A 15,317-nucleotide genomic window follows, 5' to 3' on the forward strand; every position below is an offset into this window, starting at 1 on the left:
ACAGCCGGGTGGGCGACGCGTCGGCCGCCGCCACGATGGTGGAGTACCACCGCAGGGTGGCCGCGGGAGAGCGGCCGGCGGCCGCACTGGCGACCGCGGTGGCCGCCGACCCGCTGCGGCGCCCGTTCATCTGCCTGGGCGCCGGCTGACCGTCCGCGGCCATGCCCCGAGGGGCACCCTCCTCGGGGCGCCGCCCGCCGACGTCACGAATGAGGCGTTCTCCGATTGGTGTCGTGGCCAGCCACTATGCTCCCGGCCATGACCGAGCTGTTGCTGGTGCTGATCCTGCTCGCCGTGATCGTCGTCGGGGTCGTGCTGTACCTGCGGTCGCGCCGGAACCGTCAGGTGGCAGACGCGCGGCCGGGTGCGCCCGTCGACCCGCTCGCCGACCACCAGGGCGTCACCGACATCCGCACGGTCCGCGCCGGGGACATGATCGACTACGGCGACCAGCTGTACTTCGTGCGTGGCTCGCTGCGGCTCAAGGAGGGCGGATACTCCTGGTCGGAGCACTTCCTGGACGACGCGCGGGGCAGCCGGGTGTGGGTGTCCGTCGAGGAGGATCCCGACCTGGAGGTCGTGCTGTGGCGGGAGACCGACGCGGTCACCGAGCCGGGCGGCAAGACGATGCAGGTCGGCGGCGTCACGTACCGACGCGAGGAGGACGGCACCGCCTCGTACGTGTCGGAGGGCACGACCACGCTCGCCGAGCGCGGGTCGGTCGAGTACGTCGACTACGAGGGGCCGGACGGCAGGGCGTTGAGCTTCGAGCGGTTCGACGGCGGCAAGTGGGAGGCCGGGCTCGGCGAGTCCGTGGCGCTGCCCGCGATGCGCGTGTACCCGGCCGGCAGTGATCGCACGTGAGAGCACGCATCGAGACCCGCTTCGCCGACTCGCGCGCCGCGGACCTGAGCCTGGCCTACGGACTGGAGTCCCTGCCCGCGCTCGGCACCCATCGAGTGACACTGGGAGGACTGGCGGTGGAGCTGCGCGTGCTCGGCGCGTCGCACCAGGTGGTGCTCGGGTCGTTCTCCGAGACGGTGGCGTGCCTGCCGGACCGGCCGGGAACGCTACCGGCCAGCTCGACGCGGACGGTCGGGGACTACACCGTGCGGTTCTCGGCGTCGTGCGCCCGGCCGGCCGACTTCTCCGCGGAGGTGTCCCGGATCGTGCGTGACCACGCCGCCGACCCGCACTCCCTGGTGGCCGAGTTCCCCGGGTCCCCGCTGGCGGTGACCGCCCTGTCGGCGAGCGCCGTGCCCGGCGGCGTGCGGTGGGAGACGTGGCACGCCTACCCGCAGGCCGGTGAGCTGGTCCGGACCACGAGCGTGGTGACCCCGCGATGAGCCTGCGCGGCAAGCTGCTGATCGCCAGCGCCCTCGGCGGCGTCGGCCTCATCGTGCTGCTGTTCGCGATCTTCGGCGGTGGCGGCATCCGGTCCTACCTGGACGACACCTACCGCCGCCAGTCCGCGTCCGGCAACTCGGTGGTGTACACGTCCCCGGCGAAGCCGAAGGCGGTGTACGAGCAGATCCGCTCCGCGCGGCCGCCGGCGGACACCCAGTTCGACCCGTCGGGCTACTTCCTCCGGTACTCCGACGACATCGTCGCGATCACCGCGAACGGCACCGGCTCCCGCATCTACATCGACGACGAGCGGCGCGGCTACGCGCACTGGCTCCCGTTCGTCGGCGGCGTCTGGGGCACGGGCGGTTCGGGCGACAACTTCCGCGGCGGCGGCCCGGGAGGCGGGAAGTGAGGGCCACTGTGTTGACCGGTGGGCTGTTGACCGGTGCGTTGCTGGCCGGTGCGCTGCTGCTGGCCGCGCCGGGGTCCGCCTCCGCCGACGTGCTCTTCGACCCGGCAGACGCCGACGAGCTGGCGGCGACGCTCGCGGAGGCGTACACGGACCAGGGCGTGTGCTACGGCTGGGACGTCAACGTGGACAACGTCGGCGTGCGGGGCGCCAGCGTCGGCTCGAACTTCGGCGCCGGCAAGTCCGTGGACTCGGGCTCGTGCCGCGCCTCGGTGGTGTTCACGGCGGACATCACCTGGACGAGCGAGGCGTCGGAGTCGGAGGACTCGGCGTCCTACGACGTGCGCAGCACCCCCGCGGGCGTCACCCGCGACGACCTCGCGGCACTGGGCATCGACTTCGACGGCCTCACGAGCGACGACCCGGACGCCGTCGTGGGCAAGGCGGTGGCGGCCCTACCGCTGCTGGCCGCGGACAAGGGCATCGCGCAGGCCCTGTCCGCCACCCCCGACACGGCCACCACCCCGGCCGACGCCCGACTGACGGACGACCCGGGCTCCGACTGGTGGCGCGACCGCGGCGGGATGCTCATCTGGGCACTGGTCCTGATGGCGGCCAGCGGACTGCTGATCTGGCTGATCCTGAGGAGGAACAGCCGCGCCCGCCGCCTGGCCTCCGTGGAACCGACACTCCCGCTGTACGTCCCGAAACCGACGACGGCGTGGGACGCCTTGGACCTCGCCCCACCAACGGAGGACGAGGAACAGGCAGCGCCCGAGCCGGTGCCCCCGACCTATACCGGCATCCAGGCAACCCCGGTTGAAGAGGCTCTTGCCAAGGAAACCGCGGCCGAGCCGCCTGCTGCGACGGAACCGGCCGCCACGGAACCGGTCGTCGCGGAGCCGGCTGCTGCCGAGCTGCCCACTGCGGAATCGGCTGCCGCGGAATCGGCTGTTGCCGAGCTGGCTGGCGCCGAGTCGTCCGCCGTCGAGCCCCCAGTCGTGGAGCCGCCCGTCGCGGAATCGGCTGCCGTGGAGCCGTCAGCCGCCAAGCCGGCCGCCACGGAGCCGTCCGCCGAGGAGCCTGGCGCCGGCTCGTCTGACGCTGGTCCAGCCGGCGTCGAGCCCTCCGCCGACCGACCCACCACCAGCCCCGCCACCGACGAGTCCGGTGTGGACCAGCGTGCCGGTGCGCCGGGCGAGGTAGACCGAGCGCGTCCAGCGCCGCCGGACCAGAAGGATAAGGAGTAACCCCAGCATGGTTTCCGACGTCTTTGGTGAAGTCGGTATCGCCGCCACTTACGGGCTCGTTGGGCTGGTGCTGATGGCCCTCGGCTTCGTGCTGGTCGACGTGCTCACCCCCGGTAACCTGCGCGAGCAGATCTGGGTGCAGCGCAACCGGAACGCGGCCATCCTGCTCGCCAGCAACGTCCTCGGCGTCGGCATCATCGTGGCCACCGCGATCGCCGCCAGCCAGGGGAACTGGGGTGAGGGGCTGCTGTCCACCGCCGCCTACGGGATCCTCGGCCTTGTCCTGATGGCCGTCTCGTTCGTCGTGCTCGACGCGGTCACGCCCGGGAAGCTCGGCGAGATCGTCGTCGAGGAGACACCGCACCCCGCCGTCTACGTCAACGCCGCGTCGCACATCGCCGTCTCCGCGATCGTCGCCGTCGCCATCTTCTAGAGTGTCCACCCGGTTCGCCCGCGCGGGGCTGCTCTTCGCCACGTTCGTCTGCGCGGCGTGTGGCCTCGTCTACGAGCTCGCACTCGTCGCGCAGGGGTCCTACCTGCTCGGCGACTCGATCACGCAGGCCTCCGTCGTCCTCGCCACCATGGTGTTCGCCATGGGGATCGGGGCGCTCACCGCCAAACCCCTGCAGCGGCGGCCGCTGCTGAGCTTCGTCGTCGTCGAGGCGCTGCTCGCGGTCACCGGCGGCCTGTCGGTGCTCGGGCTTCAGGCCGCGTTCACCTGGCTCGACCTCTACTGGCCCGCGCTGATCGGGATCGCGCTCGTCGTGGGGGCGCTCATCGGGGCCGAGATCCCGCTGCTGATGACGCTGCTGCAGCGGATCCGCGAGCAGGACGCCGGATCCGCGACGGCCGACCTCTTCGCCGCCGACTACGTCGGGGCGCTCGTCGGCGGGCTGGCGTTCCCGTTCCTGCTCCTGCCGCTGCTCGGGCAGACCAGGGGCGCGCTGCTGGTCGGCATGGTCAACGCCCTCGCGGGTGCGGCCGTCGCGCTGTTCCTGTTCCGCACCAACGCGTCGCGGAAGGTGGCGCTCGCCGGTGGCATCGTCGCCGTGCTCGCACTCCTCGTCTTCGCGTTCGCGCAGAGCGACGCGTTCCTCCGCTACGCCCGCGACGAGCTGTACGAGGACCCGGTCGTCTACTCGGAAACCACGCCGTACCAGGACATCGTCGTCACCGAGTCCTCGCCGGTCGTGCCGGGTCCGAAGGACCTGCGCCTGTTCCTCAACGGGGACCTGCAGTTCAGCTCCATCGACGAGTACCGCTACCACGAGTCACTGGTGCACCCGGCGCTCGCCGGCAAGCACGACCGGGTGCTCGTCCTCGGCGGCGGTGACGGCCTCGCGATGCGTGAGGTCCTGCGATATCCCGACGTTCGCGAGGCCGTCGAGGTGGAGCTGGACCCGGCGGTGCTGCGCCTGGCCCGCGACAACCCGGACATCTCCGCGCTGAACCAGCATTCCCTGGACGACCCGCGGGTGCGCGTGGTGAACGCCGACGCGTTCACCTGGCTGCGGGACGCCGACGAACGCTTCGACGCCGTGATCATCGACATGCCGGACCCGGACTCGACGGCGACGGCGAAGCTGTACTCCGTCGAGTTCTACACACTCGCCCGCCAGGTGCTCGCTCCTGGGGGAAGGCTCGTCGTGCAGGCCGGCTCTCCGTACTTCGCGCCACGCAGCTTCGACTGCATCGACGCCGGCATCCGGGCCGCGGGCCTGAAGACCACGCCCTACCACGTGAACGTCCCGAGCTTCGGCGACTGGGGCTTCGTCCTGGCCCAGACCGACCGGAGACCGGCGCTGACCCTCGACCCGCCGCAGCCGCTGCGCTTCCTCGACGAGGCGAACCTGGCCGCCGCCGCCGTCTTCCCGGTCGACCGCAAACCGAACGGCGACGAGCCACCGTCCACCCTGGACGACCCGAGGATCGTCCGGCTGAACACGTCCGAGTGGCAGCAGTACTAGCACCAGGCCAGGTCGCTGACCCCTGACCCGGCGCCCTCCCCGCTCAGGTCACCGTGCAGGTGACCGCCGGCGCGGTGTTGGATCCCGTCTGGTTGGCCAGGAAGCCGAACGTGGCCGTGGCGTTCGGCGCGAGTGCTCCGTTCCAGCTCACGTTCTTCGCCGTCACGGCCGCCCCGCTCTGGGTGACCGTCGCGTTCCACGCCTGGCTGACCTGCTGACCGTTGGCGAAGCTGAACGTCGCCGTCCACGACGAACTGGTGGTCGTGCCGTCGTTCCTGACGGTCACCTCGCCCTGGAACCCGTCGCTCCACTGGCCGACCAGCTTGTAGGTCGCGGCGCAGGTGCCGGTCGGCGGTGGGTCGGTGTCCGGCGGCGGCGGGTCGCCCAGCGCGGCCGCGACCGCCGGGTAGAACCTGTTCGCCATCTTCTGGAAGCCGGAGTCGACCGGGTGCACGCCGTCGAAGGTGTCCGTCGCCGTGCTGAAGCCGGTCCACTGGTCCACCACGGTGATCGGGGAGGCCGCGGTCGTCTTCCCCGCCGCCCAGCCGGGAATCGCGTTGTCGAGTGCGACGACCCCCTGCGGGCACCCCGTGCAGCCGCTGGGCGCCATGGGGAGGATCTGCGCGACGATGATCTTCATGTTCGGGTTGCTCGCCCGCATCTGGTCGACGAGCTTGGAGTACGCGGTCAGGATCGTGGCGGTGGAGATGGTGCCGTTCCACACGTCGTTGGTGCCCAGGTGCATCACCACGACGTCCGGGTGCGTCGCGGACAGCCAGGCCGGGAGCTGGTTCTGGTCGGCGATGCCCGTGGCCGTGAAGCCGCTGTGGCCTTCGTGGTCGGCGTCCAGCGGGACCGAGCAACCGCCGCTGTTCTGGGTGCCCACGAAGTCGACGTTGGTGTACCCGGCGGTCCGCAGGTGGTCCCAGAGGTAGGCGCGCCAGCACCCCGGCGCGGCCGTGATCGAGTCACCCAGCGGCATGATCCGGATCGGGGCCGGGGCGGCGGCCGGGGACTGCGCGACCGCGAAGGTGAGTACCGCGATCAGCGCAGCCACCAGGCCGCAGAGGGAGAGTCTTCTTCGCATGGTTCCGTCCTCGGCTGGGCGTACGGCTAGGCCACGGTCAGCAGGTGGGCTCGGTAGCCCGCGCCGTAGGTCTGCGTCGGGGTGCCGCTGTAGTCCTCGATGAGCACGTTGCCCTGGCCGCAGCCCCACGGGTTCCACGTCCACGCGGTGTAGCCGAGACCGTGCTGGTCCAGCCAGGCCATGACCTGGTCGGTGTAGTCGTGGGCGCAGGTGCTCTGGCCGATCTCGCCGGCCAGCAGGGGAACCCGGGCCGCCACCGGGGCGATCTCGCTGTCCCAGCAGGACGCCGTGACGCAGGCGTTGAAGTTGTACGAGTGCCACGACGCCATCAGGTTGCCGGTGGGGTCGGTCGGCTCGTAGGTCAGCCACTGGGTGAGGTCGTTGGTCCAGCGCAACCCCGCGCTGAGGACCACGTTGGTGGCGCCGGTGGCGCGCACGGCGTCCACCAGGTCCTGCATGCCGGCCACCTCGTAGGTGAAGCCGGTGCAGGTGCCGCCGTCACGCAGGCAGCGCCACTCCGCGGTCGGGTTCGCCCAGTTGTCGGCCGCGTCCGGGTAGGGCTCGTTGAACAGGTCGAACAGGACCGCGTTGTTCCCCTTGAAGGCGTTCGCCACCTGGGTCCAGAAGGTCGGGCTGTACTGCATGTCCGGCATCGGCTTCTGGCAGGTCGCGTTGACGTCGGTGCAGGCGGACACGTTGCCGGTGTACTGGCCGTGCGTCCAGTGCAGGTCGAGGATCGGGTTGATCCCGTTGGCCACCAACAGGTTCGCGTAGTCCTTGACCGCCTGCTGGTACGTCGCGCCGCTCGGCGAGCCGGACAGGCCCAGCCAGCAGTCCTCGTTCAGCGGGATCCGCACCGCCCTGATGTGCCACGCCAGCATGGCGTCGACCGACGCCTGGTCCACCGGACCGCTGTCCCACATGCCCTTGCCCTGCACGCACGCGAACTCCGCGCTGGCCCTGTTGACGCCCAGCAGGCGGTAGGTGGCGCCGGTGCTCGTCACCAGCTTGTTGCCCGAGACCTTCAGCGCGGGCGCGGCCGGGCCGGTGGGCGGCGGTTCCACCGGTGGGGTGCCGGTGCAGGCCGCGCCGTTGACCGCGAAGTTGGTCGGGGCGGTGTTCGTGCCGCTGTAGGAGAAGTTCGCGCCCGGGCTGACGGTGCCGCCGGGCGGGATCTTCGCGTTCCAGGTCGCGTTCGTGGCGGTGACCTGGACACCGGACTGGGTCCACACGCCGTTCCAGCCCTGTTGCAGGGTCTGGTTGCCCGCGTAGGAGTAGGTGACGGTCCAGCCGTCGACCGCGGACGTGCCGACGTTGCTGATCGTCACGGTCGCGCTGAAGCCCGCGCCCCAGTCGTTGGTCGAGTAGTCGACGCGGCAGGCGAACGCGGAGGCCGCGTCGCTGGCGGTTGGCAGGGCCACGCACGCCATCGCGGCGAGGCTTGCGGACACGGCGATCTTGACGGCTCTTCCCAACATGGGCACTCCTTCGTGCACATGACCTGGGAGCGCTCCCAGGCGCGGTTGATAAACCGTCGCGCCTGGAGGCCGGCACTGTCAATCGGTCCGCGGTTGGGCACAGGCAATTCACTCGACCGGCCGTAGGCGCTTGACCTGTTCGGCGCAGTGCCTCGCCGCCTGCTCACTGCTCGTGTTCAGTCGTCTGGCCGGCGAAAGTACCGCGCACCGAAACATGGGAACGCTCCCAGAAATTGTCACGGGAGCAACAGGTTCACGTCACCGAACTCGTGCCACAGGTAGCCGGCGGCCAGGGCCTCCCGGTAGGTCTCGTGCAGGAGGTCGTGGCCGGCGATGGCGGCGAGCATGTCGAGGTGGGACGCCCTCGGCTCGTGGAACCCGGTGAGCAGGCCGTCGACGTGCCGCACGCCCCGTTCCGGGGTGATGATCACGTCGGTCCAGCCCTCGTCGGCGTCGGTCTCGATGGCGCGGACGGCCGTGGTGCCGACGGCGATCACCCGCCGGCCGTCGCGCCTGGCACGGGCCACGAGGTCCCGGCTGGTCCTCGGCACCGCGAACCGTTCCGGGTACGGGCGCTCGTGTGCCTCCGGCGACGCCACCCCGGTGTGCAGGAGGACCGGCGCGAACTGCACGCCCCGGGCGACCAGTCGCGTCACCAGGCGCTCGGTGAACGGGCGGCCCGCGCTCGGCATCTCCGCACTGCCCGGGGTCACGCCGAAGACCGTCTGGTAGCAGGAGATCGGCCACCGGGCACCGACGTAGGAGTACCGGATCGGCGACCCGAACACCGCGAGGTACGCCGGCGCCCCGCGACCCCGCGTGTCCACCTCGGACTCCCACAACCGGCCGGCGGAGAAGGGCCGGCGCAACGTCACGGACCCGCCCCCGGCCAGCGGGTAACGCTCTCCTGCGACCCCTTCGCGGAAGGGCGCTTTCGCCGCGGCCGCACGCAGCTCGACCAGCCACGTGCCGTCCGGCCGCTCGGTGGAGAAGTGGACGACGAGATCGCTGTCCGGCACCGGCACCGCGGCCGGCACGGTCGCGGACGTGTTCACCACCAGGACGTCCCCGGGGCGCAGCAGCGTCGGCAGGTCCGTGAACCGGTGATGGCTCACGCCGCCGGGCGAGCTGACCAGCAGCCGCACCCCGTCCCGCCCCAGCCCCCTGGCCTCGGGCGGAACGCGGGCCTCCAGCGAGGCCGGCAGGGAGAACTCGAGCGTCATGCCGGCACCGTCAGCCCGGCCAGGCGCACCCGGCCCGACGGTGGGCGGGACGTCACCAGGTGGCGGAACGCGGGCACCACCGTCTCGGGCAGCGGCCGGTCGCCGATGTCCTCGCCCGGGAACGCCTCCTGGTGCATCCGCGTCCGTAGGTCGCCGGGGTCCACCCACCACACGCGCACCGCCGGCTCCTCGACCGCCAACACCGCGCTCGCCTGCTCGATCGCGGCCTTCGCCGAGCCGTAGCCGCCCCAGCCCGCGTACGGCTCGACCGCCGCGTCCGACGAGACGGTGACGACCGCCCCCGCCCGGGACCGCAGCGCGGGCAGCGCGAGCTGGGTCAGCGCGAGCGGCGCCAGCACGTTCACCTCGTACACCTCGCGCAACACGTCGAGCGGATAGGCCGTCAGGCACGGCTGCGGGCTCGGGCCGAGGATGCCGGCATTGTTGACCAGCAGGTCCACCTCGCCGGCCGCGTCCAGCAGCGCGGCCCGGTGCGCGGGGTCGCGGACGTCGCCCGGCACGGCCACCACGTCGCCTACCGCGCCGCCGATCGACTCCGCCGCCGCGGCGAGGTCGGACGGCGTGCGTGCGTCCAGGACCAGCCGCCAGCCGGCCTCCGCCAACCCCGTGGCCAGTGCGCGCCCCAGTCCACGGGACGCGCCGGTGATGATCGCGACAGGTTTCATGCCGTCGACGCTAGGGAGCGGGCGGCGGGCTGCCATCGGTCCCGGGACCGCCGCGACCTAGGTCCTTGGACCTACGTCCGGGCGCATCGGCGCCGCGCGTGGGTACCGTTGGCGGCGTGAACGTCCGGAGCGAACTGCGGGACGTCAGCGCCGCGGTGCTGGCCGTGACCGCGCACCTGTCCGTCCGCGACGTCCTCACCACGATCCTCTCCGCCGCCCGCAAGCTCGTCGGCGCCCGCTACGCCGCGCTCGGTGTCCCCGACGACAACGGCGGCTTCGCGGAGTTCCTCGCCGACGGGCTGACCGACGAGGAGTGGGACGCGATCGGCCCGCTGCCGCGACAGCACGGCATCCTCGGCCTGATGCTGAGCGACCCCAACCCGGTGCGCCTGGTCAACATCCGCGACCACCCGCGGTTCGGCTGGTGGCCGAGGGCGCACCCGCCGCTGACCGACTTCCTGGGCATGCCGATCGTCGACGGCGACGAGATCATCGGCGAGCTGTTCCTCGCCAACAGCTGCCATCCCGGCGGCTTCACCGCGGACGACGAGGAACTGGTGCGCCTGCTCGCCGCGCACGCCGCCATCGCGCTGGTCAACGCGCGCCTGTACGAGCACAGCCGCGAACTGTCCATTGTGGAGGAACGCAACCGGATCGCCCGCGAGCTGCACGACGCCGTGTCGCAGAAGCTGTTCAGCCTCCGGCTCACCGCGGACGCCGCGTCCGCGCTGCTCGACCGCGACCCCGCACGGGCCAGGGCGGAGCTGGCCACCGTGCGCAGGCTCGCGGCCGAGGCGAGCAGCGAGCTGCGGGAGATCGTCGTCGGGCACCGGCCGCCCGACCTCGCGGGCGACGGGCTGGACAGGGCGTTGCGCAAGCAGGTCGAGCTGCTCGACCGGGTGCACGCGCCGGTGCTGCGCTTCGCCGGCTGCGACTGCGTGCCGACGCTGACCGAGCAGGGGCAGGAGGCCGTGTACCGGATCGCGCAGGAGGCCATCCACAACGCGTTGCGGCACGCGAACGCCGGCCGCATCGACGTGGTGCTCACCGCCGGCGACCGGGGCACGGTGCTGCGCGTGACCGACGACGGCGTGGGGTTCGCGCCGGCCAGCACGGTCGCCGGCCGCCGCCTCGGGCTCGCGTCCATGCGGGAGCGGGCGGCGGCGGTGGGCGGCACGCTCACGGTGACGTCCGAGCCGGGCGGCGGCACGACGGTGCGGCTGGCGGTGCCGGCGTGATCCGCGTGCTCGTGGTTGACGACCACCCCGTTGTGCGGCAAGGACTGCGGACGTTCCTCGACCTGCAGGACGACATCACGGTGGTGGGCGAGTCCGCCGACGGGCTGTCCTGTGTGGACGACGCGCGGCGTCTGCGCCCGGACGTGATCCTGCTCGACCTCCGCATGCCCGGCGCCGACGGTGTGGCGGCCTTGCGTGCCCTTCGGGACGGTCCCGCGCGGGTGCTGGTGGTCACGAGCTACACCGAGCCGAGCGCGGTCCTGCCCGCGGTCCGCGCGGGTGCGGCCGGGTACGTGTACAAGGACGTCGACCCGCCGGCGCTGGCCGCGGCGATCCGGTCCGTGCACGCCGGTCACGTGCTGCTGCACCCGGATGTCGTGCGCCTGCTCGCCGCGGAGGACGTGCGGCCGGCGGCGCTCACCCCCCGGGAGCGGGACGTGCTCGCCGAACTGGCCCGAGGCCGCTCCAACCGGGAGATCGCCCGCGCCCTGCGCCTGGCCGAGAAGACGGTGAAGACGCACGTCAGCGCCATTCTCGGCAAGCTGGGCGTGCAGGACCGCACCCAGGCCGCGCTCCACGCGGTCCGCACGGGTCTGGTGGACGGGTAGTACCCGCGCATCAACCGAACGGCTGACCCCGGAAATCAACCCGTGGCCTGATGCCCACCTACACCCGCAGGTGGCAGGGTGATGGCGTTCTCGCAAAACGGGGGTGAGCAATCGTGTCCTGGGGAAAGAAGTTGCTCGCGGTCGGCGCTGCCCTGGTGCTGTCCACGAGCCTGGTCGGCAGCGTGTCCGCCGCGCCGTCCAGTGTGGACGGTGACTGGGCGACGTGGCAGCGGGACGCCGTCGGGTCCCGCTTCAACGCGGCCGAGCACCGCATCAACGTCAAGAACGTCGGGCACCTCAAGCTGAAGTGGGCGTTCGCCTACCCGAAGACCGACTCGACGGCCGTGCGCAGCGAGCCGGCGGTCGTCGGCGACACGATCTACTTCGGCGGTTCCGACGGCCGGTTCTACGCCCGCGACGCCAGAACCGGCGCGGCGCGGTGGGAGTTCGACCTGCACTCCGTCGACCCGGAGGGCCGGGTCATCGCCTGGGACGGACCCGCGGTGTCGTACGGCAAGGTGTACTTCGGCGACGCGCGCGGCTACTTCTACGCGCTCGACGCCCGCACCGGCGCGCTGCGGTGGTCGACCCGCATCGACGCGCACCCGGCGGCCACCGTCACCAGCTCGCCGATCGTCTACAGAGGACGGGTCTATGTCGGCGTGTCCAGCGGTGAGAACACGGGCGGCCGGGACTACCCGTGCTGCACGTTCCGCGGGCACCTGGACGCGCTCGACGCGAACACCGGCCGGTTGGCGTGGCGGTACTACACGGTGCCGCGGCCGCGACAGGTCGGCACGTGGCCGAGCGGCGCGGCGAAGTACGAGCCGTCCGGCGTCGGGGTGTGGAGCTCGCCGGTGGTCGACCCGCGTTCGGGCACGCTGTACGTCGGCACGGGCCAGAACTACACCGGCAGCGCCGGCGACTTCGACACGCTGCTCGCGCTCGACGCCCGCTCCGGCGCGGTGCGGTGGAAGAACCAGGTGACCAAGGCCGACACGTGGCGTTCCCTGTGCAACGACCCGGAGCCGGCGGGCTACTGCCCCGGCCTGAGCGACGGCTCCGCGCTCGACTACGACATCGGCGCGACGCCCAACATCTTCCGCGCCGGCAACCGGACGCTGGTCGGCGTCGGCCAGAAGCTGGGCGTGTACCACGCGTTCGACGCCAGGACCGGCGAGGTCGTGTGGCGCCGTCAGCTGGGCGTGCCACTGCCGTCCGGCGGGATCTCGGGCATCCAGTGGGGCGCCAGCTTCGACGGCGAGCGGCTGTACATCTCGACGTACTACGCGGACCCCGGCGCGCTGTTCGCGGTGAACCCGGCCGACGGCAAGGTGCTGTGGCAGACACCGAACCCGGCGGACGGCTGCACCACCGGCGGCGCGGCGCAGTACCCGGACCTGTGCGCCCTCGCGAACCCGGCCGCCGCGAGCAGCAGCCCGGGCCTGGTGTGGGAGGGCGGCGTGGACGGCAAGTTCCGCGCCTACGACTCCGCCACCGGACGAGTGCGGTGGACGTTCGACGCGGTGCGGACCTTCACCGGCGTCAACGGCGTCGAGGGCATGGGCAGCGGGTTCGCGGGCACCGGCAGCGGCGCGGTCATCGCGCACGGGATGGTGTACGTGCAGGCGGGGTACTACCCGGAGTACTCGACGGACCAGGGGCACGTACTGCTGGCCTTCGGTCTCTGACCAGTCCACTGAGGACGCCGGCGATGATCAGCGCGGCGGCCAGGATCCGGAGCGGGGTGAGCCGTTCGCCCGTGAAGACCGCGGCGGCGGCCATCCCGAACACCGGTACCAGCAGGGAGAACGGGGCGACGGTGGACGCCGAGTAGGTGCGGATCAACCCGCCCCACACGCCGAAGCCGACGACCGTGGCCATGAGTCCCACGAACAGGACCGACCCGGCCGCCGGCCACGTGACGGTCCGCAGCGCGTCCCAGCCGCGCTGCGGACCCTCGAACAACGCCGACAGCGCACACAGCGGCAGCACGGCCAGCGCGCTCACCCACACCATGAACCGCAGCATGTCCGGTGGGGCGGCGCGTCGCATGACGACGTTGCTGACACCCCACGCCGCGGCCGCGCCGAGCAGCAGCAGGAACGCCCCGAGCGGGCTCGTCGCGCCGAGGTCCAGTGCGATCACCCCGAGCCCGACCAGCGCGACGACCATGCCGAGAACCTGTCGGCGCGTGAGCCTTTCCCGCAGCAGCAACACGGCGAACACCAGCGTGAACGGCGCCTGTGCCTGCAGCACCAGCGACGACAGGCCCGGCGGCATCCCGGCCGCCATGCCCGAGAACAGCAGGCTGAACTTGACGACCCCGAGGAACAGCGCCACCAGCGCCACCCACCGCCACGGCACGCCGGGGGAGCGGAGGAAGAAGATCGCCGGCACGGCCGCGACCAGGAAGCGCAGCGCGGAGAACAGCAGTGGCGGGAAGTGCGCCAACCCGACGTCGATGACGACGAAGTTGACGCCCCAGATGAGCGCGACCCCCAGAGCCAGCAGCAGATGGCGTGACGACATGTGCTCAGCCTCCGCAACACGAATACTGAAGCACAAGTTAATTGTTCTGGCGGCTATGGATTAGAGTTGCTGCATGTTCGACCTCTCCCGGCTGCGCGTGCTGCATGCGGTCGCCGGTCACGGCAGCCTCGCCGCCGCCGCGCAGGCCCTGCACCTGACGCCGTCGGCGGTGTCGCAGCAGATGGCCAAGCTGGAGCGGGAGGCCGGGTGCGTGCTGGCCGAGCGCCAGGGCCGCCGCCTCCGCCTGACCGACGAGGGACGCGTGCTGGCCGCGCACGCCGACCGCATCCTGGCCGCGGTCGCCGAGGCGTCCGCCGACCTGGACGAGCGGCGCGGCCGGGTGCTCGGGGAGGTCACCATCGGCGCGTTCCCCACCGCCGCGCGGGGCCTGGTGCCGGCGGTGCTGCGGTCGTGCGCCGAGCAGTATCCGGACCTGCGGATCCGGCTGCGGGAGGTGGAGCCGTACCAGTCCCTGGGCCAGGTCGCCGCCGGCGACCTCGACGTGGCGGTGGCACAGGACTGGATGAACCTGCCGGTCGCGGTGCCGGACCGCCTGACCAGCACCGACATCGGCATGGACTACGCCGACATCGCCCTGCCACCCGGCCACCCGCTCGCCGATCGCACCGCCATCGCCTTGCTGGACCTGGCCACCGAACCGTGGATCGCCTCGACCGTCGGCACTATCTGCTACGACTGGCTGACCACAACCTTCCGCCGCGCCGGCCACGAGCCACGGGTGGTCCACCAGGCAGCCGAGTTCCCCACCCAACTGGCACTGGTGGCGGCGGGCCTCGGCGTCGCGGTGGTCCCGCGCCTGGCTGCCGACTCGGTGCCACCGGGTGTCTCGCTGGTGCCGGTGGAGCCGGTGCTGCACCGCCGGGTGTTCGCGGTGTGGCGTGAGGAGGCGGATCGTCGCCCGGCGATCCGGGCGGTGGTGGGCGCGTTGAAGGTGTCCTTCGCCGCCTGACCGGTGTCCTGGCCAGGCGGCGCTCTCGCCGTGGGTGGTTCACCGGGCGTCGCGTGAGCAGTCTGGATCAGGTGGTGAGCGCGGTCAGCAGCTCGGCTCGGCGGGGGTCGTCGGCGGGGTGCCAGGGGCAGGCGATGCTGAGTGCCACGACCCGCCCGCTGTCGAGGATTCGCCGCACCGCCTCGACGACGGCGTCCGTGGATGGTCCGTCGGGCACCGGGAAGAGCAGGCCGGGTAGCTCGGCCGCGTCGATCACGTCCAGGTCGATGTGCAGCACGACCGGACCGTCCGGCACCTCGACGTCCGTCACCGGGCGGCGGTGGATCGCGGCGGTGGACAGGTAGTCGGCTTCGGCGGGGTCCAGGTCGCGGGCGTCGACGAGGGTCACCCGGTCCTCGGGGAGTGGGCGAAGCCCGAGGGGTCCGGCCACCCGGTCGGCGTGTGCGCCGACGGCCAGCCGCAGCGACAGGCCGCCCAGGTATCCCGACGTCGAGGTCTCCAGTGTGTGCACGTCGCCGTGGG

General features: G+C 72.1%; 16 protein-coding genes. 10 read left to right on the plus strand and 6 right to left on the minus strand.

The window, feature by feature from the left end; all coding sequences use genetic code 11:
* The first annotated feature begins 258 nt into the window (after window positions 1–258).
* From ACJ73U_RS17680 to ACJ73U_RS17705, 6 genes are read left to right on the plus strand one after another with little or no spacing between them, the layout of a single operon-like run.
* Window positions 259–864 carry a DUF4178 domain-containing protein gene (locus tag ACJ73U_RS17680; RefSeq protein ID WP_407778736.1) on the plus strand — a complete coding sequence of 202 codons (606 nt, stop codon included), beginning with the start codon at window positions 259–261 and terminating at the stop codon, window positions 862–864.
* Entirely contained in the window at window positions 861–1,346 is a 486-nt protein-coding gene (locus ACJ73U_RS17685; RefSeq protein ID WP_407778737.1) for a DUF2617 family protein, read from the plus strand. The genes ACJ73U_RS17680 and ACJ73U_RS17685 overlap by 4 nt, the downstream gene beginning before the upstream one ends.
* Window positions 1,343–1,759 (plus strand): DUF4247 domain-containing protein, encoded by a 417-nt coding sequence (locus ACJ73U_RS17690; protein WP_407778738.1) that lies wholly within the window; start codon window positions 1,343–1,345, stop codon window positions 1,757–1,759. Before ACJ73U_RS17685 ends, ACJ73U_RS17690 begins: the two co-directional genes overlap by 4 nt.
* Window positions 1,756–3,006: a hypothetical protein gene (locus ACJ73U_RS17695; protein WP_407778739.1), complete on the plus strand. Its 1,251-nt coding sequence runs from the start codon at window positions 1,756–1,758 to the stop codon at window positions 3,004–3,006. Before ACJ73U_RS17690 ends, ACJ73U_RS17695 begins: the two co-directional genes overlap by 4 nt.
* Before the next feature lie 7 nt (window positions 3,007–3,013).
* Entirely contained in the window at window positions 3,014–3,439 is a 426-nt protein-coding gene (locus ACJ73U_RS17700; RefSeq protein WP_407778740.1) for a DUF350 domain-containing protein, read from the plus strand.
* 1 nt (window position 3,440) lies between these two features.
* Entirely contained in the window at window positions 3,441–4,973 is a 1,533-nt protein-coding gene (locus ACJ73U_RS17705; protein ID WP_407778741.1) for a polyamine aminopropyltransferase, read from the plus strand.
* Between the two features lie 43 nt (window positions 4,974–5,016).
* On the opposite strand, the gene ACJ73U_RS17710 is transcribed toward ACJ73U_RS17705, so the two are convergent.
* From ACJ73U_RS17710 to ACJ73U_RS17725, 4 genes are all read right to left on the minus strand, one after another.
* The gene (locus tag ACJ73U_RS17710) at window positions 5,017–6,060 is read right to left on the minus strand and encodes a cellulose binding domain-containing protein (protein ID WP_407778742.1); all 1,044 of its coding nucleotides are present in this window, start codon (window positions 6,058–6,060) and stop codon (window positions 5,017–5,019) included.
* A 26-nt stretch (window positions 6,061–6,086) separates the two neighbouring features.
* Window positions 6,087–7,538, minus strand: a complete 1,452-nt coding sequence (locus ACJ73U_RS17715; protein ID WP_407778743.1) for a cellulase family glycosylhydrolase — start codon at window positions 7,536–7,538, stop codon at window positions 6,087–6,089.
* 236 nt (window positions 7,539–7,774) lie between these two features.
* The gene (locus ACJ73U_RS17720) at window positions 7,775–8,761 is read right to left on the minus strand and encodes an S-adenosylmethionine:tRNA ribosyltransferase-isomerase (protein ID WP_407778744.1); all 987 of its coding nucleotides are present in this window, start codon (window positions 8,759–8,761) and stop codon (window positions 7,775–7,777) included.
* The gene (locus ACJ73U_RS17725) at window positions 8,758–9,447 is read right to left on the minus strand and encodes an SDR family NAD(P)-dependent oxidoreductase (RefSeq protein ID WP_407778745.1); all 690 of its coding nucleotides are present in this window, start codon (window positions 9,445–9,447) and stop codon (window positions 8,758–8,760) included. Before ACJ73U_RS17725 ends, ACJ73U_RS17720 begins: the two co-directional genes overlap by 4 nt.
* A 116-nt stretch (window positions 9,448–9,563) precedes the next feature.
* Between ACJ73U_RS17725 and ACJ73U_RS17730 the strand changes: the two genes are divergently transcribed.
* The 3 genes from ACJ73U_RS17730 (at window position 9,564) to ACJ73U_RS17740 (ending at window position 12,984) form a co-directional block, all read left to right on the plus strand.
* Window positions 9,564–10,685 (plus strand): GAF domain-containing sensor histidine kinase, encoded by a 1,122-nt coding sequence (locus ACJ73U_RS17730; protein WP_407778746.1) that lies wholly within the window; start codon window positions 9,564–9,566, stop codon window positions 10,683–10,685.
* A complete protein-coding gene (locus tag ACJ73U_RS17735) occupies window positions 10,682–11,293 on the plus strand; it encodes a response regulator (protein WP_407778747.1) in 612 nt (203 codons plus the stop codon). The genes ACJ73U_RS17730 and ACJ73U_RS17735 overlap by 4 nt, the downstream gene beginning before the upstream one ends.
* A gap of 113 nt (window positions 11,294–11,406) precedes the next feature.
* Window positions 11,407–12,984 carry a PQQ-binding-like beta-propeller repeat protein gene (locus ACJ73U_RS17740; protein WP_407778748.1) on the plus strand — a complete coding sequence of 526 codons (1,578 nt, stop codon included), beginning with the start codon at window positions 11,407–11,409 and terminating at the stop codon, window positions 12,982–12,984.
* On the opposite strand, the gene ACJ73U_RS17745 is transcribed toward ACJ73U_RS17740, so the two are convergent.
* Window positions 12,893–13,825, minus strand: coding sequence for an EamA family transporter (locus ACJ73U_RS17745; protein WP_407778749.1), 933 nt, complete (start codon window positions 13,823–13,825; stop codon window positions 12,893–12,895). The two genes, ACJ73U_RS17740 and ACJ73U_RS17745, sit on opposite strands and share 92 nt — an antisense overlap.
* Before the next feature lie 73 nt (window positions 13,826–13,898).
* On the opposite strand from ACJ73U_RS17745, the gene ACJ73U_RS17750 reads away from it, so the two are divergent.
* Entirely contained in the window at window positions 13,899–14,795 is an 897-nt protein-coding gene (locus ACJ73U_RS17750; RefSeq protein WP_407778750.1) for a LysR substrate-binding domain-containing protein, read from the plus strand.
* Window positions 14,796–14,862: 67 nt separating this feature from the next.
* Here ACJ73U_RS17750 and ACJ73U_RS17755 read toward each other — a convergent pair.
* On the minus strand, window positions 14,863–15,317 hold a 455-nt coding region (locus ACJ73U_RS17755; RefSeq protein WP_407778751.1), incomplete at its 5' end, for an arginase family protein.

It is taken from the genome of Actinophytocola sp., assembly GCF_045807065.1.
Lineage (GTDB): Bacteria > Actinomycetota > Actinomycetes > Mycobacteriales > Pseudonocardiaceae > Actinophytocola.